Origin of the sequence: Streptomyces showdoensis, from assembly GCF_039535475.1 — a bacterium.
In the GTDB taxonomy this organism is placed as follows: domain Bacteria; phylum Actinomycetota; class Actinomycetes; order Streptomycetales; family Streptomycetaceae; genus Streptomyces; species Streptomyces showdoensis.
Genome location: NZ_BAAAXG010000021.1, coordinates 36,199 through 61,586, shown reverse-complemented (window position 1 = coordinate 61,586; position 25,388 = coordinate 36,199). Strand labels below are relative to the sequence as shown.

General features: G+C 69.1%; 26 protein-coding genes and 1 pseudogene. 11 read left to right on the top strand and 16 right to left on the bottom strand.

All coding sequences use genetic code 11. The features are described from left to right. Nucleotides 1-5: 5 nt before the first annotated feature. Nucleotides 6-470, top strand: coding sequence for a hypothetical protein (locus tag ABD981_RS11505; protein ID WP_123955138.1), 465 nt, complete (start codon nt 6-8; stop codon nt 468-470). A 193-nt stretch (nt 471-663) separates the two neighbouring features. On the opposite strand, the gene ABD981_RS38880 is transcribed toward ABD981_RS11505, so the two are convergent. From ABD981_RS38880 to ABD981_RS11455, 11 genes are all read right to left on the bottom strand, one after another. Then, nucleotides 664-792, bottom strand: coding sequence for a hypothetical protein (locus tag ABD981_RS38880; protein WP_382748794.1), 129 nt, complete (start codon nt 790-792; stop codon nt 664-666). Continuing rightward, complete coding sequence (locus tag ABD981_RS11500; protein ID WP_382748796.1) at nt 771-1,058, bottom strand: NUDIX domain-containing protein; 288 nt, start codon at nt 1,056-1,058, stop codon at nt 771-773. Before ABD981_RS11500 ends, ABD981_RS38880 begins: the two co-directional genes overlap by 22 nt. Before the next feature lie 147 nt (nt 1,059-1,205). After that, nucleotides 1,206-3,152 (bottom strand): DUF3732 domain-containing protein, encoded by a 1,947-nt coding sequence (locus ABD981_RS11495; RefSeq protein WP_046911497.1) that lies wholly within the window; start codon nt 3,150-3,152, stop codon nt 1,206-1,208. A gap of 21 nt (nt 3,153-3,173) precedes the next feature. Continuing rightward, nucleotides 3,174-3,662 carry a three component ABC system middle component gene (locus ABD981_RS11490; RefSeq protein WP_046911498.1) on the bottom strand — a complete coding sequence of 163 codons (489 nt, stop codon included), beginning with the start codon at nt 3,660-3,662 and terminating at the stop codon, nt 3,174-3,176. A 3-nt stretch (nt 3,663-3,665) separates the two neighbouring features. After that, entirely contained in the window at nt 3,666-4,892 is a 1,227-nt protein-coding gene (locus ABD981_RS11485; RefSeq protein WP_240495459.1) for an ABC-three component system protein, read from the bottom strand. A 191-nt stretch (nt 4,893-5,083) separates the two neighbouring features. Then, a complete protein-coding gene (gene tpg, locus ABD981_RS11480) occupies nt 5,084-5,644 on the bottom strand; it encodes a telomere-protecting terminal protein Tpg (RefSeq protein ID WP_046911499.1) in 561 nt (186 codons plus the stop codon). A 10-nt stretch (nt 5,645-5,654) separates the two neighbouring features. Further along, nucleotides 5,655-7,877, bottom strand: a complete 2,223-nt coding sequence (tap, locus tag ABD981_RS11475) for a telomere-associated protein Tap (protein WP_046911500.1) — start codon at nt 7,875-7,877, stop codon at nt 5,655-5,657. Between the two features lie 261 nt (nt 7,878-8,138). Beyond that, on the bottom strand, nt 8,139-9,521 hold the full coding sequence (locus ABD981_RS11470) for a hypothetical protein (RefSeq protein ID WP_046911501.1): 1,383 nt from the start codon (nt 9,519-9,521) through the stop codon (nt 8,139-8,141). Nucleotides 9,522-9,571: 50 nt separating this feature from the next. Continuing rightward, nucleotides 9,572-10,390 (bottom strand): AAA family ATPase, encoded by an 819-nt coding sequence (locus ABD981_RS11465; protein WP_123955139.1) that lies wholly within the window; start codon nt 10,388-10,390, stop codon nt 9,572-9,574. After that, complete coding sequence (locus ABD981_RS11460; protein WP_046911502.1) at nt 10,384-11,181, bottom strand: AAA family ATPase; 798 nt, start codon at nt 11,179-11,181, stop codon at nt 10,384-10,386. Before ABD981_RS11460 ends, ABD981_RS11465 begins: the two co-directional genes overlap by 7 nt. After that, the gene (locus tag ABD981_RS11455) at nt 11,178-12,692 is read right to left on the bottom strand and encodes a Mu transposase C-terminal domain-containing protein (RefSeq protein WP_046911518.1); all 1,515 of its coding nucleotides are present in this window, start codon (nt 12,690-12,692) and stop codon (nt 11,178-11,180) included. The genes ABD981_RS11460 and ABD981_RS11455 overlap by 4 nt, the downstream gene beginning before the upstream one ends. Before the next feature lie 892 nt (nt 12,693-13,584). Here ABD981_RS11455 and ABD981_RS11450 point away from each other — a divergent pair. From ABD981_RS11450 to ABD981_RS11440, 3 genes are all read left to right on the top strand, one after another. Further along, on the top strand, nt 13,585-13,833 hold the full coding sequence (locus ABD981_RS11450; RefSeq protein ID WP_131723937.1) for a hypothetical protein: 249 nt from the start codon (nt 13,585-13,587) through the stop codon (nt 13,831-13,833). Between the two features lie 19 nt (nt 13,834-13,852). Beyond that, nucleotides 13,853-14,137, top strand: coding sequence for a hypothetical protein (locus ABD981_RS11445; protein ID WP_046911503.1), 285 nt, complete (start codon nt 13,853-13,855; stop codon nt 14,135-14,137). 117 nt (nt 14,138-14,254) lie between these two features. Then, nucleotides 14,255-14,380, top strand: coding sequence for a hypothetical protein (locus ABD981_RS11440; RefSeq protein WP_276205615.1), 126 nt, complete (start codon nt 14,255-14,257; stop codon nt 14,378-14,380). Between the two features lie 202 nt (nt 14,381-14,582). Here ABD981_RS11440 and ABD981_RS11435 read toward each other — a convergent pair whose 3' ends face one another. The 3 genes and pseudogenes from ABD981_RS11435 to ABD981_RS11425 form a co-directional block, all read right to left on the bottom strand. Next, nucleotides 14,583-15,314, bottom strand: coding sequence for a DUF2625 domain-containing protein (locus tag ABD981_RS11435; protein ID WP_046911504.1), 732 nt, complete (start codon nt 15,312-15,314; stop codon nt 14,583-14,585). A gap of 158 nt (nt 15,315-15,472) precedes the next feature. Next, nucleotides 15,473-16,714 (bottom strand): IS110 family RNA-guided transposase, encoded by a 1,242-nt coding sequence (locus ABD981_RS11430; protein ID WP_046911519.1) that lies wholly within the window; start codon nt 16,712-16,714, stop codon nt 15,473-15,475. 407 nt (nt 16,715-17,121) lie between these two features. Further along, nucleotides 17,122-17,890: pseudogene (locus ABD981_RS11425) on the bottom strand (IS5/IS1182 family transposase). A gap of 324 nt (nt 17,891-18,214) precedes the next feature. Between ABD981_RS11425 and ABD981_RS11420 the strand changes: the two are divergent. The 5 genes from ABD981_RS11420 (at nt 18,215) to ABD981_RS11405 (ending at nt 22,260) form a co-directional block, all read left to right on the top strand. Next, nucleotides 18,215-19,003 carry a hypothetical protein gene (locus ABD981_RS11420; RefSeq protein ID WP_131723938.1) on the top strand — a complete coding sequence of 263 codons (789 nt, stop codon included), beginning with the start codon at nt 18,215-18,217 and terminating at the stop codon, nt 19,001-19,003. Further along, nucleotides 18,958-19,395: a DUF6479 family protein gene (locus ABD981_RS38875; RefSeq protein WP_425586404.1), complete on the top strand. Its 438-nt coding sequence runs from the start codon at nt 18,958-18,960 to the stop codon at nt 19,393-19,395. Before ABD981_RS11420 ends, ABD981_RS38875 begins: the two co-directional genes overlap by 46 nt. 971 nt (nt 19,396-20,366) lie before the next feature. Then, nucleotides 20,367-20,609 carry a hypothetical protein gene (locus ABD981_RS11415; protein WP_046909634.1) on the top strand — a complete coding sequence of 81 codons (243 nt, stop codon included), beginning with the start codon at nt 20,367-20,369 and terminating at the stop codon, nt 20,607-20,609. A gap of 79 nt (nt 20,610-20,688) precedes the next feature. After that, complete coding sequence (locus ABD981_RS11410) at nt 20,689-21,441, top strand: YqjF family protein (RefSeq protein WP_425586403.1); 753 nt, start codon at nt 20,689-20,691, stop codon at nt 21,439-21,441. Nucleotides 21,442-21,777: 336 nt separating this feature from the next. After that, nucleotides 21,778-22,260 (top strand): Ku protein, encoded by a 483-nt coding sequence (locus ABD981_RS11405; protein WP_123954768.1) that lies wholly within the window; start codon nt 21,778-21,780, stop codon nt 22,258-22,260. Nucleotides 22,261-22,295: 35 nt separating this feature from the next. Here the strand turns inward: ABD981_RS11405 and ABD981_RS11400 are convergent, their stop codons facing one another. Both ABD981_RS11400 and ABD981_RS11395 read right to left on the bottom strand, forming a co-directional pair. Then, the gene (locus ABD981_RS11400; RefSeq protein WP_276205596.1) at nt 22,296-22,424 is read right to left on the bottom strand and encodes a hypothetical protein; all 129 of its coding nucleotides are present in this window, start codon (nt 22,422-22,424) and stop codon (nt 22,296-22,298) included. 264 nt (nt 22,425-22,688) lie between these two features. Beyond that, nucleotides 22,689-23,474 carry a sulfite exporter TauE/SafE family protein gene (locus ABD981_RS11395; RefSeq protein ID WP_046909635.1) on the bottom strand — a complete coding sequence of 262 codons (786 nt, stop codon included), beginning with the start codon at nt 23,472-23,474 and terminating at the stop codon, nt 22,689-22,691. Between the two features lie 992 nt (nt 23,475-24,466). On the opposite strand from ABD981_RS11395, the gene ABD981_RS11390 reads away from it, so the two are divergent. Then, a complete protein-coding gene (locus ABD981_RS11390; protein WP_205628231.1) occupies nt 24,467-24,733 on the top strand; it encodes a hypothetical protein in 267 nt (88 codons plus the stop codon). A gap of 414 nt (nt 24,734-25,147) precedes the next feature. Next, nucleotides 25,148-25,357, top strand: a complete 210-nt coding sequence (locus ABD981_RS11385; protein WP_123954769.1) for a hypothetical protein — start codon at nt 25,148-25,150, stop codon at nt 25,355-25,357. Nucleotides 25,358-25,388 lie beyond the last annotated feature (31 nt).

Genomic DNA, 25,388 nt, shown 5'->3' with positions numbered 1-25,388 from the left:
CCGCCATGCTCACCGCGGTCATCAACATCTGGCTTGCCCGGCGAAAGAGCCGGGAGGAGGAGATCAGCAGGCTCCGGACCGCCTTCGCCGAGGCGTTCGCGGCCCACAGTGCCTACAAGGAGATGCCCTACGCCATCAGACGGCGGAGATTTGATGCCTTGCCAGAGGAGCGCGTGCGGCTGTCGGAGTCGTTGCGGGAGATCCAGGGCAACCTCTCCTACCATCTTGCGTGGACGAAGATCGAATCCGAAGCGGTGGGCGCTGCTTACGCTGAGCTCGTCCAGGAGCTGCACAAGACGGCCGGGGTCGCCATGCGTGCGGCTTGGGAGGCGCCTCCCATCGAGAACGACACGGCCATGAACATCCCGCCGGCGCAGATCGACCTCAGCGCGCTGCAGCCGCTGGAGACTGCCTACATCGCTGCCGTCCGGGCGCACCTGGACACGGTCAAACCGTGGTGGTCCCGGTAGAAGCACTAGGCCATGCCAGGCGTATGGCTCCTCTATGGCTTGTGGGGTCCGGGGCGTGGCAGAGATGGTCTGCACGCTGTGGTCCGGTTGCGGCTGGCACGCCTGCAGCACTGGCTTGCGAGGTAGGGGAAGGCCGCCAGGACCGGCGCCGTTCGAGTCCGGCACTGGTTGGCGTGGTGAGGTGCTCGAAGACTCAGAATGAAGTCGCCTCGGCTCCGAGGGTCGCGGTGCCGATAGCTCCCCTCAGCACGTGGGCGATCTCCTCGGGCTTGAGGTCGATGCCGTTGAGCCCCTCCAGGGTCAGCGGAATCTCCTCCAGCATGTATTCGCCGCGGTCCTTGGCGCAGAACTCCGGGCCGGTGCGGTCCTCGAAGGACCAGGTCGCGATGCGGGCGAGGTAGAAGAGCTGGCGCTCGTCGTCGGACTCATCGTGTGGAGGAGGCGGACGATGTCGGCCTTCCCCGCGATCTCCTCGTGGATCTCCCGGTACAGGGCGGCCTCACGGGACTCGTCACCGGGCTCGACACCGCCGCCGGGCAGGACCCAGTACACGGGGATGCCCGGCCGGGTGCGGCGGATGGCTAGCATCGTGTCGTCAGCGTGACCAGGACGGCACGGACTCGTTCGATCACTTCGGTTCGTCCCCTTGCTCGTCGGCGGTCTCGGTGCAGCAGCCGGCCGTCGTCGACCTCAACGCGCTGCCCCGTGATAACGAGACAGGGAGGGCTCAGGTCGTCACTCGGCGGAGATCCAGTCTGTGGGAATGAGTGCGACGCCGCCTCTCCAGTTTTCGACGACTCCCTGCTGGAACCAGTCGTCGCGGAGGTTGACGTGGTCGCAGACGATGACCTGGAGAGCTCCGCCGTTCTGCTCTACGGCCTGGGAGATGAGGGCGAAGTAGGCGCGGACGGCTTCCCAGTCGGCGTCCTCGACGGTGACCGCGTCGTGCACCTCCTCGGGGAAGAACGCCTGGGTGGGCTGGTCAAGCATGAGGAAGCCCGGGACCGGACGGTTGTGGCGCTGCAGGTAGGTGTGCAGGGCGAGGTGGGCGACGAGGTGGTAGCCGATCCAGTTCTTGGCACTGCCGATGCGGGTGAGGGGCAGTCGTCCGGCGGGGGTGCGCAGGACGACGTTGAGCAAGGTGGGGCTGATGCGGACCTCTTCGGCGGTGTCGGCGTGCTCGAGGCCGAGGGTTCGCGCCCAGGTGGTCATGAGGTCGGCGACTTCGTTCAGCCGGTTCTCGGTCTCGGCGCCGACTTCGTCGGCGTCCACGAGAAGCTGGAGGGCTTCGGCCTGTTCGGTCAACCTGTCGCCGTGCCGCAGGAGGTCGCCGAGGTCGTCCTTGCCCTGGGGGCTGGTGCGCTGGAGTTCTTGGAGGATGCGTCCTTGGACGTGGGCGAGGTAGGTGCGCTGGTCCTGGGCTTGGCGGAGTTGCCGGTCGCTGGCGTTGAGGGCTTCGAGGGTGGCCGCGTTGTTACGCAGGCTTGCCTGGATCTCGCGGGTCTGTGCTTCGAGTGCTTCGAGGTGCTGGTTCCGGGCCGGCTGCAGTGCGGCCAGATCGTCCAGTTCTGTCTCGAGGCGGCGGGTGAGTTCCTGGAGGTCGGAGACTCGAGGGTCTGGGATGGGGAGGTGCTGAGAGCACAGGGGGCAGGTGTGGGCGTCGCGGTCGTGGGAGGCGTCGCCGAGCAGGCCGATGGGCTTGAGGCGGCTGAGCTGGACGTGGAGTTCGCCGGTGAGGGCGGTGCTCTCTTCCTTCCAGCTGTCGAGGATGGTGCGGGAGTTGTCAATCTCCTGAAGCTGGCTGCGCAGGGCGCGGCGTTCGGCGGCGAGCTGTTCACGCCTGGTGTCTGGGCCGGAGACGAAGGAGGCGTCGGGAACGGCGTCGAGGGCTTGGCGCAGCAGGGTGTCGAGGGCGGTTGCGGTGGGAGCTTCGGGGACGGTGTCGATGAGACCTGCGTCGGCTGCCATGCGTGCCAGGGCGACGCGGGGGGCTTCGCCGCCTTCTACTCGGCGCCGTGCCTCTTCGATCTGCTTGTTGACCCTGCGCAGGGCTTTGTTCAGTTCGGCGAGTTCGTGACGGCGGGCTGCCTGTTCGGGGCCTGCCGCGCCGAGAAAGTAGGGAAGGGTGTCCTTGATCGCCTGGGCGATTCCCTGCTCCCCCTGGCGGTGGAAGAGGAGATTCTGGTTGGCGATCTCGTTCTGCTTCTGCAGGCACAGCAGGACGGCCTGGGCGATGGAGACGTCGAAGGCGTGACGGCCGGCTCCGGCGGGGGGCTGGAAGCGGAATTCCTCGATGCCGATACGGGCGCTGAGCTCGGTGCGGATGGCGGCGGCGTCAGCGTTGACGTGCATCTGGTCTGCCGCAGGGACATCTAGTGTGTGGTCGCCGATGACGAGCATCGCCTTGTTCGTCGAGGCGCCCTTGGGCGCGGGGCGGCCCAGGAGGAGACGGGTGGGGCCGATCTGTACGAGGAGCGCGTACCAGGCGGTGGTGTCGGTGATGACTCCGTCTGGAAGGGTGAAGGTCTGCCGGCCGAGGCAGTACTCGACGATGCTCAGGACCGCGGATTTCCCGGTCTCGGACTCTCCGGTGAGGATGTTGAGGGTGCCGGGGCGGAAGCGGACGACGCGGGGGTCGGGGCGGCCGTCTCGGTGGTAGAGGGCGAGGGCGATCAGGTGCATGGGGCAGGGTCCTTTGTCGGGTCAGGGCCTTACGCCCAGCAGCGTGAAGAGGGTGGCGGTGTCTGTCGCGGCGAACCAGCGGCCCACGAGAACCGCGGCGCGTACGCAGGTGGCGGCTTCGCCGGCGGGCTGTGACGAGTCGGGCTTCGCGGGTTTGCGGGTGGCCCGCAGGCCGCCTCCGGTCAGCGCCAGGGTGCCGTGGCGGATGCCGAAGCGGATACAGCCTTGGGTGTAGGCGTGCAGAGCGGGTGCGCGCTGAGGGAATGCTGCGCGGATCATGGTGTTGTCTGCCAGCCATCCGGCGAGCTGGGTGCGGGTGTCTCGCGGCAGGGCGCTCCGGGAGTCGGGGGGCAGGACCAGCGGCAGGACCAGGAACGCGGACGGCCAGGGCAGATGGGATTCCGGCTCGGTGGCGGCTGCGGCGTACGCGGCAGCACTGTGGCTGAGGATGTAGGCGCCGAAAGCAGGGTTGAGGAGGGCCGCTGCTTCAGGAAGCTGGGTGGTGGTCATGTGCTACTCCCCCTTCGTCTGCGTGCGCGGGGGTGTCTTGAGCAGGTCCTCGAAGTGGGGGTGCCAGCCCAGCGGCTTGGGTTCGTTGCGGGCGTTGTCGGCGAGTGCGTGCAGGGTGCCGCGGGCGATCCACCGTTTGCCGAGCTGGCGGAGTTTGATGTCCTGCGCCGCGGTGAGGGTGGCGTCGAGGATGGTCTCGCCGACGGCCTGGGCGTCGTCGCCTTCTTTGCCGGCATCGAAGCGGTCGGCGTACTTGGCGAAGATGAGGTTCCATTCCTGGCGCAGGTCGCTGTCGAACTGGGTGAGTTCCCCGGGGGTGACGTGATGGTGGTAGAGCCAGCGTGAGCGGTGGGCCCAGGCGTGGTGGTACTCGCCGATGTGGGCGCGGATGCTGCGGTTGCCGAGGCCGATCAGCTTGAGCTGTTCGACGAAGACGTGGCCGGTGTACTGGGCGATCTCCTGCTCGGTGAGGTCGTCGAGGCTGTCGACGACGGGCAGGGCGGTGTGGGTGTACTTGCCGGAGACGTAGTCGATCTGAGTGCGCAGTTCCTCGGCGCTGACGGACATGCGCCGGCCGGGATTGGTGTGGTCGAGCATGTCGAGGGACACGTTCCACCACCAGCCTTTCAGTTCCTCGAGGATCGCCTGGCTCTGCTCGTCGTTCTTCCAGATTCCGATCACTTCGCGCAGCGTAGAGTCCACCTCTGACACTCGCGGCGCGGAATCGTCGAGGACGATGGCGCCCACGAGGGCAGCGCGCGTCGAAGCGGTGCAGGCCATGAACCGGGATCGCCAGGGCAATGTGGTTTTGGCGCCGTCGGGATCGCCGGCGATGGCCTCGAGTTCTGCCAGTGCAGCGGTGACATCCCGGGCGTCGTGTCTGAGTTTGGCCAGAACATTGCCGGGCGAGACAGTCTGTGTGGTGACGAGCCTGAGCATGGGAAGCTGCCCCGCCGGCAGGTGTTCGAGCGCGTCGCACCAGGAGTTGATCGAACGCCACAGGTCGGCACTGGTGGACCCCAGTTCGCCGGCGTGTCCGTGGTGTTTGGACTGGACGAGCTCGACCGGCGTGCCGTGGCGGAGGAGGTCGATGTCGTCGAGCATCTCCATGCGGAGCTCGGTCTGCGGGTCCCTGAACCATCGGCGGGCCAGTTCCACCAGGGCCCATTCGCACTGGTAGAGGTATCCGACCATCTGGCCGGCCGCGGAGTGCGGCATCTTCTGTGTCACGATTGGCGTAACTATAGTTACGCACGGTCATGCTAGGCAAGGAGAGTAGCTCTTCTCCCCAAGGGGGATTCTTCGGTGCGAAGTGCGGTTCCGCTGACTGCCACCATCCTGTGACCACGGGCCTGTCTTGGCGGCGCCTCTCGCGCTGCGGTTCAGTTGCCGGGGCGGTGCCTCGTCCTGTGGTGGGATGGTCAGAGGCCGAACTCGATGTGCTGGACGTCGAACAGATGCACTTCCTCCAGGCTCCCGGCCCGCGTCCCATGGTTTTGGAAGTAGGTCTCCTTGAGTCCTTCGGCAGCGATCTGCTGGAGCTGGCTCTCAGAGGCGCCCTGCTCCTGCGCTGTGAACAGGCGCTCGGCGAAGCGCGGCGGCAGCGCTACGGTGAGGTGGCGTTCGCGTGCCTCGTCCGTGGTGCCGACGGGCGCGCTGTAGCCGAGGCGGCCCTGGACGTCGATGACGAGGCCGCTGCTCGTGCCGGCGGTCTTCTTCGCTTGCGCCTTCACGCGGGGCTGCCACCGCTTTTTCACCTCGCTGGACAGTCGGGCGGCGAGGTCCGGGCGCGGTTTTTTGAGCTGGTTCTTGATGTACCGCTCGACGGTGCGCTGGGAGATCCCGAGGGCTTGGGCTGCGGCCTTGGTTCCTTTCAGCTGCTTGACCAGGTAGCGCATCTGGACGCCCGGGCTCTTGGGTGCTGGGCGTGTGACGGCTTGTTCTAGTGCGTTGTTGAGTCCCTCGCCAACGGACTTGGTCATCTTTGGTGTCCTACTCCCCTGTGTCGGCGGTGGTGACGTCGCCGGTCTTGATGTAGCGGGCCAGGTTCAGCTCCGGTGCCTGGACGCGCTCGCGGAGCTCTTCGGCCCACAGGGTCGTCTGGGTGCCTTCGTGCTTGACCATTCCGGGTGACACTCCGAGCCGGAACGACCCGGGCACCGTCTTACCGGCGTCGTCGTAGGGCAGGACGTCGAGTGGTGAGGGTCCGTCGGCGGCGTAGACGGCGCAGTCGGACAGCACAGCGACCGGGTAGCGGCCGGCGGCGGCGGCCAGTGCCACCATCTTGCGGTGCATGCCGATCCGGGCGCGGGAGATCACGGCGGCGCGGATGTCCGGGCGCCACGTCGGGCGGGTGAGAGCCGGCCAGGGCTGTCCCGGCCGCCAGCCTCCTCCGCGTGCCTTCTCCTGGAACTTCCCGATGCCGTTCTTCACCGTCGACTTGATCGCGTCCAGGACGATCGCCGCCTGCGGGTCGCGCCGCTTGTAGCCGTCCATCGCCGCGAGCAGTTGTGGTGGTGTCAGGTTCTCGGTGACGCCGAGGTCGGCCATCGTCGACACATAAGCGTCGCGCAGCCGCTTGTACCAACCGTCGAGGTAACGGCCCGATTCCGTGCGGATGAAGGCCTCGGTGGGGGCGACGTCGTAGCCGAGTTCGGCGGCGTAGGCGACGGTCGGGGTCGCGTACCAGGCAGGCCCTTCGGGACGCTTGCCGGTCGGAGTGAACGGGCTGGGCAGGAGATCGCCGTCGAGGGTGTGCCACTGCTTGCCGACCTGCACGCGGGACAGGTCGACGTGGGAGAGGTCGACCAGCCACGAGCCGGGTGTCTTCGCGTCGAAGACGGGGTGGGTGACGTGGACGGGCGGGGTGGCGAGGCCGACGACCGCGCCGTTGGCGCTGGCGGCGAAGGCCATGTTCACGTCGATGCCGACGAGATGACGCTTCATGCACTCGTCGTCGGTGAGCGGGCGCGCCCAGTCGTAGGCCTCCTCGAAGAGTTTCTCGGCCGGGGTCCGGACGTGGAAGCGGGGCAGGTGGGAGAGGACGGGGTGGCCGTCGGTCGCCTCGCACGGCGCCGGGTCCATCGGCTCCTTGCCCAGGGAGCCGGGGTTGTGCTCGCTGTGCCGCTTGCCCGTCTCGTCCGGGGCGGAGGCCCGGGTCGGTGGGTGGAGGGCGGTCATCAGCTCCAGGCCGGTGACGGCGGTGGATCCTCGGGGGGTCATGACCCGGGTGGCGTATGTACCGAGAACGGAGGCGAGTTCGGCAGGGGGGAGGTCCGCGGCGTGGCCCCAGCTGCGGGTGTCGAGCGCGTTCCAGGACGGGATGCACAGCTGGACGCAGGAACGGCGGCCGCCCTGGGCGGGGCGGTAGATCCGTGCCCAGGGGCCGAGACCGCGTTTCGTGAGCTGCCACTGCTCCCGCGTCAGCTGGGCGATCGCCTTGTGGGCGTCGGGCAGGCGGCCGGCCAGGCGTTCCTGGTCGGTGAGCTCGGCGGGCAGGCCGAAGCGCTCCAGGGCGGTTTTCGTGAGGACGAGCAGCGGGTCGGCGTCCTTACCCGAGCCGTTCAGCCGCTGCGCACCCACCTGTGCTTCGGTCAGTGTCCACTCCACCAGCGAGGGCAGTGTCTTCGCGGGCACGTCCAGGACCAGACCGCCCACGCAGTACGCGAGAACCTGACCCTCGTCATCGACGTCGATGACGGCCAGCGGGCCATGCACAAACCTCGGATCGGAGGCGGGGGGCGCGGCGGTCACGGGCTTCGAAGCGGCGGCCTTCTTCGCGCCCGGGCGCCGCAATGCCGTTGGACGAGCTGTAGCCGCCGGGCTGGGTGCTGCTTCGAGCCTGCGGGGCTGTCCGGGTGCCGCAGCAGCAGGTGTCGGGGCCGGGGGCGTCTCCGGCGCCGGGGCGCATGGTTCCTCGAGCCTTGGCGGCTGCTGAACCGGGGTGGTGGACGCCTCCGGGGCGGGGGCGGGATACTTCTGCGCCCATCCCTCCAGCAGACGCTGATACGGCGCGCGGCGCGGGGGCCGTGGCTCGCTGCGGCCCGCCTCCCAATTCTTCACCGTCTGCGTACTGGTCTCCAGGACCTGCGCGAGCCGCGCCTGCGTGACCCCGGCCGCCTCACGCAGCCGCGCCCGCTCCGCCGGCGGTGGCATCTCCGGCTCCCCGGCCAGCAACGCATCCACCGCATCGAACAGCTCATCCTGAGTCGGCATACCCCAGAACCTAACAGATTTACCTACAGATTTAGCCTTTGCTTTACCCCCTTCCGGGTGACCCAGGCGGGCACGCCGTCCCGGCTGCACCACAACAACGAGCACAGACCGACGAGCGCCGTCAGCGGCGGTCCCCCGGCGAGAACCCCGGGTGCTGCGACGTTGCCCGGTAAGCCGGAGGGCCCTGTGCAGTCCACTGACGAAGGCACACACTGCGGTTGTGGACGGGCGGAGCGTCGGGGCTCGGTCACCCGAGGACTTTCAAAAGGGCGCAGGGAAGTCAGAAGTGCGCGGCGCGGGGGTGTGCAGATGCCAGGCGTGGGTGGCGGTGTGCCAATCGTCCCCGGCGTGGCGGGCCAGGGCGGGGATCGGGAGGCCGACGTCGGCGATGAGGGCCTCGAAGCGTGGGGTGGTGCCGAAACAGTTCGCGAACAGGCCGTGGTGGTCGTAGGTGCGCGGGGTGCGGCGGCGGAATGCGACGGCTGTCTGCAGCAGGGGGCGTGCGCGGGGTGGGACGGCGTACATGTGGCGGGGGCCGGGTGGTTCGCCGATGTTGATGCGGGAGTCGCGGTCGATGGCCAAGGTGCTGTGGGCGTGTTCGATGCCTGCGGTCTGGGTCATGGAGAGCAGCGAGGTGTCTGTGCCGGTGAACAGCAGGGCGGCGATCGCGGCGGCGCGCAGGGGGTTGGGCAGGCGCGTGGTGATCGTGTGCACGGTTTGCGGGGTGAGGGGCTTGGTGGTGATGCCGGGGCCTGTGCGGGTGGTGAGGTCGTGGGGTACGTCGAGCAGAGTGGAGCGGGAGAGGAAGCCTGCCTGGGCTCCTCGGACGCGGGCCAGGGTGTGCTGGGGGCTGGGGCTTGAGACGGTCAGGCGGGCAAGGAACAGCCTCAGGGCTTCTGTCTGCTGGAGGCTGAAAGGGGTGCGCTCGTCGCGGCGGCTGGTGGTCGGGGTGTTCTCGGGGCGGGGTGGCTGGGTCCGGGCCAGCCAGGTGCGGGCGGCTGCGTAGCCGGCGCGGTATTGGCCGTCGGTGTGGGCGAAGTCGGCTGGGTTCAGGCGGCGCCGGCAGTCCTCGCGGAAGACGGGCACCGGGCTGTGCGGCAACGGCGGTAGCCGGTAGGTGTGATCGTGCGGTGGGGAGCCGGTGCGCCGGCCGGCGGCCGGGCCGATCGCGTCGAGGACACAGGTCGTGCCGCGTGCGGCCACCTGGGGGTCGAGACCGGCGGCTGTGAGGTGCTCGAGCAGGCTCCGCTCGCCATCCCGCTGCGGGGTGTGCGCCAGGAGCGTGAGGCGGATGCCGGTCTGTGCCACCCAGACGGCCAGCCGGCGCAGGCGTTCAGCACTCAGGCGGTGAGCACGCAGCACGATGACGTCGCGTATGCCGGTGGTCAGGGTCCAGCAGGTCACCGCGCGCCAGGCCGGGTTGGTGGACATTCGCTCCGCCTCCGGGCGGAAGTACCCTTCACGGCCCATGGCGCGCAAGACGTCCAGTGCGAGGTGGGCCGGGCTGGTGGTGTGCGGGGTGGGTTCGACGGTGATGCGTCGGCGGGCGGGGTCCGCCCACTGGTGGGCGGACCGGTCGACCGCGTGGTCGTCGTCGGTGTCCAGGAGGAGTCGGACCGGCCGCTTCACAGAAGTCGCCGGCATCGGCCGGCTTTCCGCCCTCGTCCGGGCGATGCTGCTGAACTTGGGTGCGGTCACGGGCGCCGTCCGCCGTCGGCTCGGTCGGCCACAGCCTGCAGCATGACCCGGTCTGGCTTCTTCGCCCCGTGGGCGGCCATCGCCCGCTGGGTGTGCCGGGTCAGCACAGCCCACCGGCGCAGCACGCCGCCGGCACATCGGGCGTCGAGTGCGTCGAGGTCACCGGGCGCGACGCCCTGCCACAGCGCATGCAAGGCGGGAACCGCCTGCGGAATGCGGTCGCGGGTGAGCGGCTGCACACAGAGCCAGCTCGTCGTGCGGGTGGCGAGCATCCGCTGGGCACGCAGGAAGCGTTCGCCGCACGCCGGGGCGGTCAGGACCACGCACAGCCCCTGGGAGAGCTCGTCGTGCAGGAATCGCAGATACTCCCAGCACGACGGTGACAGCCGGTGGGCGTCCTCGACCACGACAATCCGCGGCCCCTGCGCGAGGGCGCGGCGGATCAGCGTGTCGGCAGGGGCGGGGTCGGCAGGCGCCTGGCCGGGGAGCCTCAGTGCCTCGTGGAGGGCGTCACGCAGGTCTGCCGGTGACGGCTGAGCACGAAGGTCCAGGGGCAGCAGCTCGCCGAGGCGGCGTGCGGCAGTGTGGACGGCGAAGGTCTTGCCGACCCCGGCCTGTCCCAGCACGCACACGAACCGGCCCTTGGCGTAGGCGTCGGCGAGCGCATCGCCCACGGCAAGCAGGCCCGGGGTGAGCAACGTGCGCAGACCTGGGGTGCCAAGGAAGTGCAGACCTGTCGGGGCAGCGTGTCCCATCGCATCGAAGAGGTCCGGCGCAGCGGCGGCACTCTGAACAGCCAGCGCAGTGGTCAGCAACGGTTCAGGGCCCAGTCCACGATGCGGTCGTCGACGTTGTCGGCCTTGAAGTGCTCCATGCCTTTGATCACGTGCTTGGTGACCTTCGCCCACTCACGGAAGGACCCGAGCGCGTACTGGGTGTCGACCCGCTTCAGCAACGCCTCCTGTACGCCTTTCCATACCGGGTGGGAGTCGGGCACGACCTTGAGGACCTCGTCCTCCCTCATCGCCGGAATCTCCAGGCGGATATAGATCCGCGAGGCCAGCGCCGGGTCGCTCTGCAGCGTCTCGTACGCCTCTCGGCCTCCGACGAAGACGATGGCAGGCTTGGGATCGCAGGTGTCCCACAGCTTGCGCAGGAACTCGAAGTTCTCCCGCCGGTACTGCTGGGCCTCGTCACACACGATCACATACGGGCGCCGGGGCAGCGTCTCGCGCAGCAGCTTGTCGAACGCGGTCGGCGTCCCCGGCATCTTGCAGGACAGATTCATCTGGTGGAACAGTTCCTCGCGCAGGTCCTTCGGCCCCGGGCGGGAACGAGCGAAGTCCAGCGGGAGGATCAGATCTGGGTTCATCTCCTGGATCGTGGCCCGGGTGCCGAAACTCTTCCCCAGCCCCGCGTCGCCGTAGATCACCGACATGGCCCGCGATTCGACGGTGTCGACGACGGTGTCCTTGATCTGCAGCAGCGTGTCGGTGGCGACCAGTGAGGAGTCCTTAAGGCCGAGGAAGAACTGCGGGCGCAGATCCGGACGGCGCGGCGGCCCCGACTCGGGCGGCGCGGCAGAAGTGGCGGCGGTGGTGGTCATGCGTCCTCCGAAGACGGATCGGCGGGGGCAGTGGCCTGGCCGGGGCGCACCCAGCCGGCTGGGACGGGCGTCAAAGGCTGATACGGCTCCACGCGCCGGCGAGGCGCGGCAGGCGCTGACCGGCTGGGGCCCGCGAGTTCGGCGAGCGCCTCTTCCTTGGTCATGCGGGTCGCAGAGACAGGCAGTTGGGGTTCGGTAGCCGGCAGATAACGGTCGTGCCTGCGCTCACCGGAGCGCTTGAGGGCCCGGCGCAGCTCAGCGCTGTGCTCCCGGCGGTCGGCAAGGACCTTGGCGCGCAGCTCCTTCGTGGCCTCGTCACTGAGGAACGCCCGGCCCAGGTAGCGGTCCCCGCGGAAGGTGTACAGGTCGATCTCGTGGCTGTGGTGCGGCATCCACCGCACCCGTACCTCGACCCCGATGCGGCCCACACCGTTTTCCGGCATGTAGCAGCGGCCCGCGAACTCCACCCCGTGGCTGGTGATCTTCCGAAGCCGGTGATCACTCTCCAGCATGAACGCGCGCAGCTCGGCCGGGGTGGGCTCGGGACGGATCTCGGTCGGGTCGGCCAGCCACGCCTCCAGCGGCGTCAGCCCGGTGCGCTTCACCACGTGCTGGGTGTTGTGCTCGGTGACCCACTCCCCCAGGAGCTCCACGAATGCCTCGAAGGTCAACGGCGGGTCCGTCTCGCCGACACGGCGGCGGTGATCGAGCAGGGGCGCCTTGGTGTAGCGGGGCAGGTCGGCGAAGAAGCGGGTCACGCCGGTTCGGTTCAGCCGCTCGACACCGCCCTTGTGGCGGGCGCTGCGCACCCGGTGTGCAGGGACACCGAGCAGGCCGAAGGCCCGCCGGACTGTCTTGGACAGGAAGTCGGCACCGCCGTCGACCCGTACCAGGTGCGGCAGTCCCCCGGCCGGCCCGTAAGGATCCTCCCGCAGGACCGAAGCCCGCACCGCCGCCAGGACCGAGCCGCGGTGCGCACTGCCGGCGGTGACCGCCCAGCCCATCACATAGCTGGTACCGCGGTCCTCGAACCAGGTCACCCACACCTTCGACAGCTTCTTGTCGGGCATCATCACGACGAGCGGAGCCTGCTTGTGATCCCCCTCCCACACCTGGTTCCGGGCCACCGCCGGGCGATGGAAGGCGGGGTCGAAGCCGCGGGCGGCCGGAATCCCCTCCCGCAGACCCGCCATGAAACCAGGGTCCAGGTCACGGGCGATCGCGTCGTGCAGCGTGGTCAGACCGACCGGCTTCTCCCCCGCCGCCTCGGCCACGCGCACCAGGTACTCGTGAGCGCGTTTCACATTGCCCTGGTGGTCGGCGAGGACTTCGATGATCTCCTCAGTGATACGGAACCGCCTGCGCTCCGGCTTCTCCGTGCTACCCGTCTCCTCCGCGCGGGCCAGCCAGCGCCACACCTGCCGCACGCTGACGTCCACTGACTCGGCGACCAGCCGTACATGCGCCGTCCTCAGCTCCCCCGCCCCACGCAGCTGCAGCAACCGGGCCACCGCAGCGGGCCGCAACTCGTCCCGATGCCGCCCCAAGCCCGCCTCCGCAGCCTCCGGGGCGACATCCCCTCTCGTCACCGGTGCCGGCAGCCGTAAAGCGGGCGGGCGGATAACGGCATGGTGATCACGTACAGCCTCCAGCAGTTAACGGCGTTGCAAGATAGCGAAGTCCAGCCAGGCGACCGAGCGAAAGATGTGCCTGACGTGAGACTAGATCCGGCACCACAGGCAACCACCCGGCCGATCACCACGACGGGTGACACCCATCCGTTTCACTCCCACCCCCTCGCCGCACGCGCTACGTAAAGCACGCCGGGCGGAGCAAGGAACCGCAAGCGCAGTCCACAGCCCGAAGGCGCCCATCTCCAGCGGAAGAAGCCCCCCAAGCGACAAGGCCGTAATCACAAAGGAGGTTCGGCGAACGTGACACCAGCCGATACGGCTTCACGTCACTGCAACGCTCGGAGAACTGCCACCATGATCAACCGATCTAGCAGCCCTTGAACAGCACGAACACGTCTACACGTCAGTGACGTAGAACGCCGAACATCCCAGTGACATCACGACCGAACCTCACATGATCTTGTTCTGGAGCGAGGTTGCTGACGGGCCGTCACTACGGGTACGGGTCGCGACCTGTCCGTTTCGCCTACGACGAGGAGCTCCAGACATGAACCGAATCCGACGCATCCTCTGCGCAGCGGTCTCTGCGGCCACTGCGGGGGCGCTCCTGCTGGGGGCTGCCCCGGCAGCGTTGGCCGACGCCGGCTCCCCGGCCTCGTCTGCTCCGGGGGCACTGCCTGAGGGGGCGCTGTGGGAGGCGTCCGGGCCCGCTCCGGGTCCTGGCGGGACGCCTCAGATCACTCCGTACTGGGAGTTCAACTGGGGGATCGTGACCGGGACGCTGTATCTGAACCGCAACGAGACACGTAACGCCCGGGACGCGGGGTACATCGTCGCTCTCGGGGCGGCTGTGTGCTCGGCCGCCGGCGGTATCTGCATGCCGATCGCGGCCCAGGCCGGCGGCATCGCGATCGCGGCGGGCCGGTACTACGAGGAGGGCAACTGCGTGAAGCTGAAGATCATCGGCCCGACGCTGAAGCCGGAACGCCAGAAGCGCGCCGCCAAGGGATGCTACTGATCACCAGGGGGTATGTCCGATGCGCTGGAACCCCAGCGACGGCCTGTACGCGGTCTTGCTGATCTGCTGGGCGGGCTACTTCGCCCTCCTGGCCTACCAGCGCGCCCGCCGTGACCGGCAGGCCACCGACCGGCTGATCCTCAAGCACCCCAACGTTTGGGCTGCTTTCCATGGCCTGGGCGCCGGCATCCTGCTGTCCTTCCTTCACCCCGCGTACGGGCTCCTGGCCGCCGCGGTCGTCTTCGGCGCAGTGCGCTGGACCGCGCCGAAGACAGCCCGGCGGCGGACCACCCGGACACGCTGACCCCCGGTGGCCGCTTGCCCGGCCGGGCAAGCGGCCACCGTCAGGGCCGTTCACCGCGGAGCTGGACCTCGCGGCGGCACTCGGTGCAGTCGGGCAGACGACGCGGCGTGGCGGCGGTTGTCGTACGACGAGGAGACCACCGTCCTCGCCCTGTCGACCGCCGCGCGCGGGGTCGCCGTGTGGGGCGTGGACGGGACGATCGAGCGGCTGCGGGCCCTGCGCGAGAGCGTCTCGCGGCCGTAGGGCCGGCGGTGGAGGTCCCCGCCGGCCGCGCCCCGGCCTGGAGAGAGAAGACCTCCTTGCACGGCTACGCGTACAAAGACACCTCATGCAGTTAAGCCGTCAAGCCGTGGGGTGATCGCCGCCCCATCGCGCCCGCACAACATCGGCCGAGTTGACCAGCTCCGGGCCTAAGCTGACGCACCAGGACGGTCGGCGAAGCCAGTCACAGGTCGCCCAGGAACCCCGGATCGGACGGCCCCATCTGGCGGGCGAAGTCCGCTGCGACTCCCAGCACCTCGCGCATCGGCACAGGTCGCCGACTCGTGGCTGCGAGATCGGCGTGAGCTTCCTCGGACCACAGGAACGGATACACGGACAGGCCCTGCTCGAAAGCCAGGGCTTCGGCCTCCTCGCGCCAGCCGGGCCAGCGCGTTCCGTCATAGAAGGTCTCCAGCCTGCCCGAGAGCAGCCAGGAGACCCACCCGGAGTGGCCCATCTCCATCGCCTCCCACTCCAGAGTGTCGGGAGCGAAGTACGTCATCTGTCCAGGTGCCCCGGGGCGGCCCGCGGCCGCAGGATCGCCACCGTTCAACGCGAAGACCCCTCCGACGATGTCGTGGCCGACGACAAGGCCTGTCGCAGGATGCCAATTGGGATCGAAGTCCGTGGGGAAGCGGTTGACCTGCGCCAGACTCGGAAGCCGCCCACCCTCGACCGAACCCGAACCCCCGCCGAACACTCGCAGCCACCCGTTGTCCACGAGCAATCCGCCGGTGTGCAAGGCCAATGCGCCCAGCGCCGATCGTGCGGTGACCTGCATCTGCAGAAGGCACCGGCGGCTCTCACTGGGGTCTCCGGGCAGCACGTGGACCGGCACGGAGCTCGCCCTGAGAGCCCCCTGCAGCTCCGGCCACGCCGGATCTTCCACATTGACCAGTTCATCGATGCCTCGCATCCGACGATGGTCGCACCTTCCGGTATCGCCTCATCGTGTGGGCTGGACAGCGGTCACTCGGAGGACGGGACGACGAGCCGGGCGGCGATCGTTTGCGCTTGGGGTCTCAGGGGCGTGGTCGTCGCTCGGCCGCCCCCGGACGAGCTGTCCCGTTCATTTCACCTAGCGGCTGTCCCGGCTCGTAGCGGCTGTGTGGGAAAGGCGATCGATTCATCGAAGGGAGTGCGCGCCAGGAGGCAGTGGTGGAACTGGCCGAGCATCCGGTTGAACAGGTGCCGCAGTGCCTGCATGTGCCAGTCCCCTCCCGCTCGGCGGCGCCGGTAGTGGGCCTCCGCCCCGGTAGAACCGCTGATGGAGGCGAAGGCCCACAGGTGGCCGACGTGGTTGAGCCGGTTGTTTTTCACGAACCGGCGGCCGACATAGCGACGCTTGCCAGAGGCCCGGGTGATCGGGGCCGAGCCAGCGTAAGCCTTCAGCCCACCAGCCGTGGCGAACCGGGTCCGGTCGTCTCCGATCTCGCCCAGAATGCGGGCACCGACCTGAGGGCCGATGCCGGGAAGGCTCAGCATGATCGAGGCGTCCGGGTGCGAGCGAAAGGCCTCCTCAGTGGCCCGCGCCAGGTCGTCGACCGCCTGGCAGGCCGCGTCCAGCTGCAGGAGCAGGGCCTGTGCCTGCTTGCCCATGGCGTCCTCAACGAGGGGCAGCTGCCGAGGGGCTTCCTCGCGGAAGAGCTGCTGGATTCGTTCGGCGTCGGTTTCGATGCCGCGGCGGCGGCCGGCTCGCCGGAGCATGGCGGTCAGCTTCCACATCTGCAGCTTGGCGGCCAAGGCAGGTGTGGGTGCGACGGCCAGGATCCGGCGGGCATCGGGGCGGGTCAGAGTTCCCTGTTTGTCCCGGAAGGCCTCGATCATCGCCGGAAAGTATTCCCTGAGCAGGGATCGGAGCTGGTTGGCGACCTGTTGGCGGTTCCAGACCGCGTCCTGCTGTGCGCGGGCCAGGACGGCGACCGCCTGGGCCAGGTCGGTGTCGGCGGGCAGCGGGCGGTGCATCGGAGCGTCGGTGCGGATGATGTTCGCCAGCACCAGGGCGTCGCCTGGGTCCGACTTCTTGCGGCTGACGCCGTGCCGGTCACGGTAGCGGGAGGCGGCCATCGGATTGGCGGCGTAGATCTGCCGGGGGCCCTGCCTCAGCGTGGCGACCAGTAGGCCGCGGCTGGTCTCGATGGCCACCGGGATCGGCGTCTCCGCGGAGTCGCCGTGCTCGACCAGGAGGTCCAGCAGCAGCCGGTAGCCGTCCAAGTCATCATTGATCCGGCACTTGGCCAGCAGCTTGCCGGTGTCGTCCACGAGCGCGACGTCGTGGTGTCCCTCCGCCCAGTCGATCCCACAGAACACGTCCACGAATCCCGCCCCTTCTCCGGTGCTGATCTCGAAGGCGAGCACGCGGGGCCGCACGGCGCACTAATTCCAGGGCTCCAAGGCCCGCCACCTCATCAGCCGTGCGCGGCACCGCCAGACCGCACGGGCGCACGCCGTGTCCAGAGCTCGAAGCTCGTGAGGAGAAACGCGTCACCGTGCGGCAGCTCATCCATCGAGGATCCCGAACCCGACGGGCCCGCGGGGCAGAACGTGCGAGGACCGGCCGGCGCCCAGCGCCACCAGTCTTTACAAAGGCCTCGCACGGTCGGAGGTGTCGTAGGGGTCACCACGGCACCGACCGGACCACACACGTCCTGCCCCGGGCTGAACAACGCCGCCCCGGGCCCATCAGAGATCCAGGACCTCTAATTACTGAGCCTTTTCCAACCTCACGCTGACGCGTGGTGAAGGACGAGGACGGCCTTCACCACGTCGGTGATTCGGTTGGTGCTGCAGCGGAGCTTCCGCAGGAGACGCCAGCCCTTCAGGGTGGCCGTGGCCTGCTCGCCGAGGCAGCGGATCTTGGCGTGGGTGGTGTTGTGGCGGCGCTTCCACCGTTTGAGGAGCCGGCCCCGAAACGGTACGAGGACGGGGTTGCCGGCGCCTTGGTACGCCTTGTCCGCCCAGCATCTGAGTCCTGCTTCGGCGAGGGCTTCGATGATCCCGTGCTGCCGTGCGGCGGTCAGGTCGTGGGTCGAGCCGGGCAGAGCCGGCGAGGCCCAGAGCAGCCGTCCGAGCGGATCGGTGAGGACCTGCACGTTCATGCCGTGGCGCTTGTGCTTCCCGGAGTAATGGGGGGGGGTCGGCGGCGATGCGGTCGATCGGCAGCAGGGTGCCGTCGAGGATGACGAACGCCTTCTCCCGGATCGTCCGCATCGCCTCGGCCAGGGACGGGGCAAGGCTTGCCAGGGCCTCGACGGCTTCGCGTATGTATCGGTAGGCGGTCGCGATCCCGACGCCGAACCCGGCGGCCAGCTGGGCGTAGGTGTCACCGCATCGCAGGTGGGCCAGGGCGAGCAGAGCCTGTCGCGAGGCGGGAAGGCGTCGCCAACGCGTCCCGATCTCCCGCCGCCTGGCCTCCAGCCGTCCGGTCAGGAACCGCAAGGTGCGGCTGGACAGATCAAGCTGCTCACCACGCGGGGGCGGTGAACAGACGATCTGTGAGGCTCACAGGTACCGCCAGCTTGGAAAGAGCTCAGTGACAGCAGTCAAATGAGCCTCATGCCGCACCGACGTAGCCAGCAACTCCACCGAGCCGAGTGGTGCTCCCGGAGGAAGGCGAGCTGCTGCTGGACGCCGGACGGCATCAGCCGCGTGCACTCCTGCCGGCGTATTTCTCGAAGTGCTCACCCACGTACAAGTGAACGTGCTCAGTGGAGTGCCGTATCGGGCGGGGCAGATGGCCAGGCAGTGTCGCGCTGTGGGCCCAGGTGGGTGAGGGGTGTGCCAGAAATTTGCGTGCAGAGGCTACGAGCTTTTGGCATGATCGCCCGGTTGTCCTACCGTGCCTGGTTCTGGAGGAACACCACGGCTATCAACTACGAGCTCGCTCCGGCCTGGCTGCCGTGGTCTGCCGTCGATCCCGACCGCATCGCCTTCGCCTGGGACGAAGCGGAGGCATCCGAGATCACCACGGTGATCGCCTCGATGGTGCCTCCTGACGATGCCGGGTGGGAAGACAAACATCGCTTCACCACCGAGGTCACGGCGCTCCTGGCCGCCCGATACGGCCGATGGACCTGCGGCTGGCATTGGGCGGTCGGCGAGGGTGGCGGCGGTGGCGTCGTCACCCACTGGTGCTGCACCTCCCATTCCATGGGTGGGCCCGCAGCAACGGCCGCCAAAGTGGTCGCGTCGCTGCTGGAATGGCGCGACTGGCTGGAGGAGTTGGCTGAGCGGTTCGAGCGGTTGGCTCCATCCAGCGGAGCGAATGCCGAGGATCGCAGCTGGCACCTGGAACGGGCGGCCATCCGACTCGTGACCGTGGTCATGGACCGCACGGGTGCCGAATGCGGCTGGTACGGACTGAAGCGACCCAGACCCGGCCCCCGTCCCTCCCGCACCACACCCTCAGACGGTCGGCCGTCCTTCAGCCCTCGCACCCCGCCGAGGGCAGTCATCTGCCCTGGAGGAGGCGGTGACCACGCGCGGGGACGGTGGGGGGTCTCTGAGCGCTCTTCTTCCGTCATGTCTTCCTGCCGGCGCCTGGCCGATTTCTCCCGAAGATGGACTTTTCGTTGTTTTTGCATCCGTCTGCGGAGCGGGGGCTGAAGCAGGGGCAGATCCATCGCTTCGCACCACGGGAGGCCGCTGTGCTCGTTCTGATCGGAGTGATCGTCGTCGCCGTGCTGATCGGCGCCTTCGTCCTGGGGTCCAAGGTCCGCGACGAGGAGACTGCGCCGCCGGATCCCGCCCTCGCATCCTCTGCGCCCCCTGACCGACCGTCTGCCGGGCGAGATGTCCGCGTACCGAAGGCCCTTCGAGGTGCCCCGCACCGACTGGGCCAACCGGCTCCGGCCGCATCAGCTCGGGGCCAGCACAGAGGCATCGCCGGTACCCCCGCAGGAATAGCCGCGGTCGGGCCGGGGGCTTCCGGGCGACGGCAGGATCCGGGCGACGGAGCGCGGCCCCCCGGGGTGAGCCCGGCACGTGCGGCTGTGTGACCGGACCCGTTGGGAAGAGGCGCATTTTTCGCTGCACCATCAGTGCGTGTTGCCCTGATGCATCGGTGCGGCGAACGTCAGGAGGAACGGTGACCCTGCCAGAGGAGCATGACATGGTCTTCGCACCGTATCCGGCTTCGGCGCAACGCAGCCGGCAGGCGCCGCCCGCGCATCCGCTCACATCTGCCTTCCGGGCCGGCAGTTCGGCGAAGAAGCACCGTGCCCCGGAAGCGGAGCCCGCGAGGCGGTTCGCCGGCGGCGATCCGCCCGCCTCGGTCCCCGCACTGCACGGACAGCGCTCTCCGCTGGTTTCCCCGCCTGCCCGACGCCCCGGCAGCACCCGGGACGCGCAGGACGTCACCCCACCGGTGTTCCGCTCCGCCCGGCACGGCCGCGCGCTGACGGATCAACCACAGGCGGCGCGTGCCCCGGGAAAGGAGGAGGGCGCTCAGACACTCAATCGCGTGCCCGTCCTGAAGGGCTCGGACCGACGTCACGCTCCCTCTGCGGTGGACCGCGTACGCCCGCCCGGGCCGAGGACTCCTCCGCGGGAGACAGGCGCTCACCCTCTCCGTCGCATCACTCCCACGCTCTGTCAAGGAGATCTCATGTCCCCTGCCGAGACCCACACGCCCGGCGCCTGCACCCCAAGAGCAGGCCTTTACGAGTGCGACTGCGCCGCCGGGCACCTCTGGCTCATCGATCTGGCCGGTCACGCCTTCCCCTCGTTCCCACCCGGTTGCTCCGCCGGCCTCTGGCGGGCGAAAGACCCCGGGACCACTGCCCCGGCCGGCCCCGAGAGCGACTCGAAGCTGTGAGAGGGCCGGCCAGGGCGCTCCGCGCAGCGCCCCAGCCCCCAGGCCGGCACCACCAGCGCCGGCCGGCGACCACGCGCTCCTGAGCGGACCGGACCTGTCTGCTCACTCCCGAGCAGACGCCCTCGTCCTACTCGACGAAAGCGGGAAACCAAGATGATCGTCAAGAAGCTCCACGAAGCAGGAGTCACCAGCGAACACGCCTACCTCGCGGCCTTCGGTTCGATCGGGCTGTCGCTCGCCTCGTGGCTCACCTCGCGGCGAAGCGAGAACCTGGAAAGGGCCGACCGCTGGGGAATCTTCGTCGGCGAGTGGGCGCCCACGTTCTTCACCCTGGGGCTGGCGCTGGCGAACTACGAGCGGGAGGAAACCCCTGCGGGCCCCGCCGACGCCGGGTAGCACCCCCACGGTGACGCCATCGGGCAAGGAGGAGAAGCAAGCCATGGCGAGGCCGCGCCGCAGTTGCGATGGATCACCCGTGCGCCGGGCGGACCGATACGCGGTGCCGCAGCCAGTGCCGGCGGCCGCTCCACAACACTCTTCCGGAAGCGTCTTCCGCCAGCGATGGACCGATCTGGTGTTCGTGCACTGGGAGACATCGCCTGACACCGTCGCCCATCTGTTTCCCAAGGGAACGCGGCCGGACGTACTCGACGGGAAAACCTACGTCGGCCTCGTCTTCTTCGGCATGCGCGAACTCCGTCTGGCGCGAGGCCCCGCCGTGCCCTACGGAGGCCGGTTCGAGGAGATCAACGTACGCCTCTACAGCGTCGACGCAGCCGGTCGGCGCGGGGTGGTGTTCCTGAGCCTGGACTGCAGCCGGCTGCTTCCCGTCATCGCCGCGAACTCACTGTTCGGACTGCCCTACCGCTGGGCGTCCGCCCGCTGCGACCGCTTCGAAGACAGGATCCTCTACACCATTCGACGCAAAAGCCGGGAATGTCCCCACTCCCGGCTCTGGGCCGCGATCGAGGGCGAGGAGCGGGGCCCGAACCCGCTGGAGAATTTCCTGACCGCCAGATGGGGCCTCCACGCCCGGACCCGGGGCCGGACACTCTACTGGCCACTGCACCACGAGCCATGGCGCTTCAGAGACGCGGCGCTGCTCCTGCTCGAGGACCAACTCGTGCGGGCAGCCACCGGCCTGACCGTCGACGCGTCCGCACCAGCAAGCCTGCTGTACTCGCAGGGCCTGTCGGTACGCTTCGGCCGGCCGTTCCGGATCTCTTGAACAAGCGCGCCGTGCCCCCTCCCGGGCATTCCCACCGTCACCCACCGCACCCGAGCCACACACCTCCACCCGCCAACCGAGCGGCAGCTTCGACCCAGGCGTCCACCAGTCGATGGACGCCTGCGCAGCACCACACCGCGTTCCCCGCCCCCTCCCCCGGCAACTGATTACGGCCCGCCTTCCAACCGCCCGGCCCACGCCTCCGTACGCGTCCAGCGTCAGTGGCACGGCTGCCCCTGGGCGGCGGCAGCCGGGTGTGCCGGCCACGGGAACATGGTTGAGTCTGCATAACCTGAGGGCGGACCCCAAGGGGGTGTCCCGGAGGAGCATCACCCGATGCCCCGACCCATAGGGAACGGCGCCATCAGCCTCGGACTCGTGACCGTTCCGATCACTCTCGAGCCCGCCACGGAGACGCAGGACGTCCACTTCCGGCAGGTGCACGTGGAGGACGGCGGCCGCGTCCGCTACCAGAAGCGGCGCGAGATCGACGGCCAGGTGCTCACCGAGGACGTGATCGGCAAGGCGTACGAGGTCACGAAGGACGAGCTGATCCCGATCACCGAGGACGACCTGTCCGGGATGCCGCCCCCCACCGCACGGGCCATCGAAGTCGTGGCGTTCATCGACGCCGGCAACGTCAGCTTCGGCACCGGCGACTATTGCCCGCGGCCAAAGGGCGAGGTCGCGAACAAGCCGTACACCCTCCTGCGTCAGGCCCTGAGCAGGACCGACAAGGTCGCCGTGGTGAAGTACGCGCTGCGCGGACGGGAGCGGCTGGGGCTGCTGCGGCCGGTCGGGGAGACGCAACGCTCCTAGCCGAGGCGCAGAAATACGCAAAGGTACACAATCGTTCACAGATCGATGAGAGGTCTGTAAAAGACTCCCTGACTGTCGGCCCACACCAGCCGCATCACGCCGGCAAATCCATCCTGCGCACGCAAGAAGCAGAGCACGCAGCCGAAATGCAGCTTCGCAAACACGTGCTATCCCCAAATGCACGCGAAGCAGCTCCTCGCGGCCTCGGCCAGGCGCTCGAACAGACCATCCCCGCGTGCGCGGGGAGCAGTCGTCGACCCAGCCGCGGGTGCGGGTGGCGCCGGGCGTGGTGAGTCCGGTGGCTCTGTACGCGAGAACGACAGCGCTTCGACACCGGTTCGGGAGGCGCAGCGGGCTGACGTCGGGGCCGGAATGGTCACGAGTTTCGACAGCGCCCCGGTGCTCCGGCACGGCTGGTCGCCGCACGGTCAGCGAAGGATCTGGGCTGCGTAGAGGGCGCCGATACCGGTGGCGAGGGTGCCGAGCAGGAGCCGGAGGGTCTTCTCGGGCAGGTGCGGCTGGAGGTGTGCGCCGAGGTATCCGCCGAGGAGTCCGCCGGCGCCGCAGGACAGGCCCAGCAGCCAGTCGGGGGCGACCTCACCGGCGGCGGCCAGGGAAAGCAGCGCGTACGTGGCGGCGCCGACGATGGAGGTCACGAAGGTGGAGGCCAGTGCTGCGGGTGCGACAGTGGCGACCGGTATTCCGCGGCCGACGAGGATCGGGCCGAGGAGCGAGCCGCCCCCGATTCCGTAGATGCCGCCGGCCACGCCGACGGCCAGGGCCAGCGACGTCGTCGCGCGGGGCGACAGCAGCTTCTCCCTGGCCCGGGGCGGGGCCGGGCGTACGGTCCGCAGCCACAGCCACAGCCCGAGCGGCAGGAGCAGGACAGCGATGAGCAGGCGGAAGACGCGCGGGCCGGGAACGGCGAACACGCGAATTCCGGCACCGACGATGACGCCGGGCACGGTGCCTGCGATCAGCAGCCGGGTCAGCGGCCCGCCCAGCTGTCCGGCTCTCCAGTAGCGCAGGAGGGCACCAGGGCCGGCCACGACGTTGTAGAGCAGGTTCGTGGGTGTCACGGCCGGGCTCGGCACGCCCAGCACACTGACCTGGACGGGCAGCAGGAAGACCGCTCCGGAGACGCCCACGGGCGCCGTGACGACGGATATCAGGAGCCCGGCGGCGAACCCGAGCAGCCCCATCGACCACTCCACGACATCCCCTCAGCCCACTCCCACCGGCACCCGGAACAGGCCCCGGATCAGGTGCCTCCCGTTCTCGTGAACACCGACCCCGCCCCGATCCAACCGCCTCCCGAGACGATGAACAACAGCCGTCCAAACTCCGAACAAAGCCACGTACTCGGTGTCTGGGACACGACGCCCAGGTGCCTGCGCGTGAGCGGCGCAGTCCAGGGCGCCGGGGTGTGCCGGGGTGCCGAGGTAGGCGTACCAGGACACGCCCGCCCCGCTCGTCATACCGTCGGAGTCGACGTCCTGCGGCATGAACGCGCTCAGTACCAGGGTTCCGTCGTCGTCCCGGTCCACCATCCACCACTCCCCCACCAGCGCCGCTGCTGCGCCGGCACAGCAGGGCCGCGGCCTCACGTAACACGCCCTTCTCCTTCACCGGCCCCCGAACTCCGCGAGCGCCCGGTGGTCGCCGGTGGGGGCGTAGCGGCGGGTGGCGAGGTCTTGGTCGGTGGGCTCGGCGATCTGGTCGCAGAGCAGCACCTGGGGCTCGGTGCCGGCGGTGCCGGAGCGGTAGGCGGGGGGGCGATGTCCAGCATGAGCTCGCCGAGCTCGTGGCGGGGCGCGAGGAGCTCTGCGACGAGGGCGCGGCCGGCGGTGGTGGTCGGGTCAGATGGTGGTTCGGCGCGCGGCGTGGGCGGGGTGCGGACGTCGTGGACGCCCTGCCGGGCTGTGGGCTTGTTCGGGGGCTGAGAGCTGCTGTGAGCGAGCACGGCGAGGCAGTCGGTATGTGCCCAGCGATGTCGGTGGAGCGGGCGGAGACGGCGAGCAGGTCACGCTGGGGTAAGCCGTAGTCGAGCGCGGCCCGGGTGGCGGCCGGGTCGGTGTGGGTGGTGACGGGGCGGGCGGCATCGAGGAGGCGGTCCGCCTGCGCGCGGCTGATCTTGGACTCCGGCGAGCGGTAACCGCGTTCATCGACGCCCAGCCTGTCTCCCGTGTGGCCTGGGTTTCGGGGAGTGCCTTGTCGTGGAGGTGGCTGGTCCGCGATCGTCGCCTCGATCGAGCCGGGCCTTCCCACCAGCGTCCACTGGATCGGCGACTGCCACGCCTATGGCTGGGACGGCAAGGAACTGACCCTCTGGAGCTCGGACCAGACGATGGGCGAGTGGCTGCGCTGGAACGGCGGCCGCAGCATCCAGATCGTGCCCGAGGAGATCGCGCAGACCCAGGACAACCGGGCACGGCTCGGACTGTCCCAGGCGACCGAGATGACGTGCCGCTAGCTGGAGATCCCCGCGAACGTCCCGCTCGGCCTCCTGGTCTCGGACGGCATCTCCGACCAGGTCGACCCGGACGTCTGGGAGGCCCTGTGCCGGAAGCACGCCAGCGACCCGCAGGCCCTGGCGGACGCTCTCGTCGCCGCCGCCGAGGACGGCGAGCTCGACAAGAACGACGGCGGCGGGACCCACCGCGACGACGCCATCGTGGTCGCCCTGCTCACGACCGACTGAACACCAGCGGCTGCTGCCGCTCAAACGGCCTCGGGACCGGTGAGCTCGCATGTTGAGGTGTCGCGTACTCCAGCTCAGAGCGCCCCGATCGGTCACTTTGGGTCATGCGGGCGGTGTTCAGGGTCCGGCCCGGAGTGAGTATGTTCGTCCGATGGCGCCTCGGGAGGGGAGAGCGTCGTCGCGATTATGGAAGCACTGGCTGAACAGGGCGTAACGGTGCTGTTCAAGGCCGATGCTGAGCGGATGGCAGAGAGGGGCAAGCCTTGGACCTTCGTCGCCAGTGGAGCGCCGTTGCGCGAGGACGTCCTTGTACGAACCGATGCCGTGTTTGTGGAGCAATGCCTCGCAGTGTGTTTGCCCCGCCTGCGTGAGCTGGGCTTTTCGTTCCCTGAGTGAGAGAGCGGGTGGGGCCGAACCGCCGCCCTGG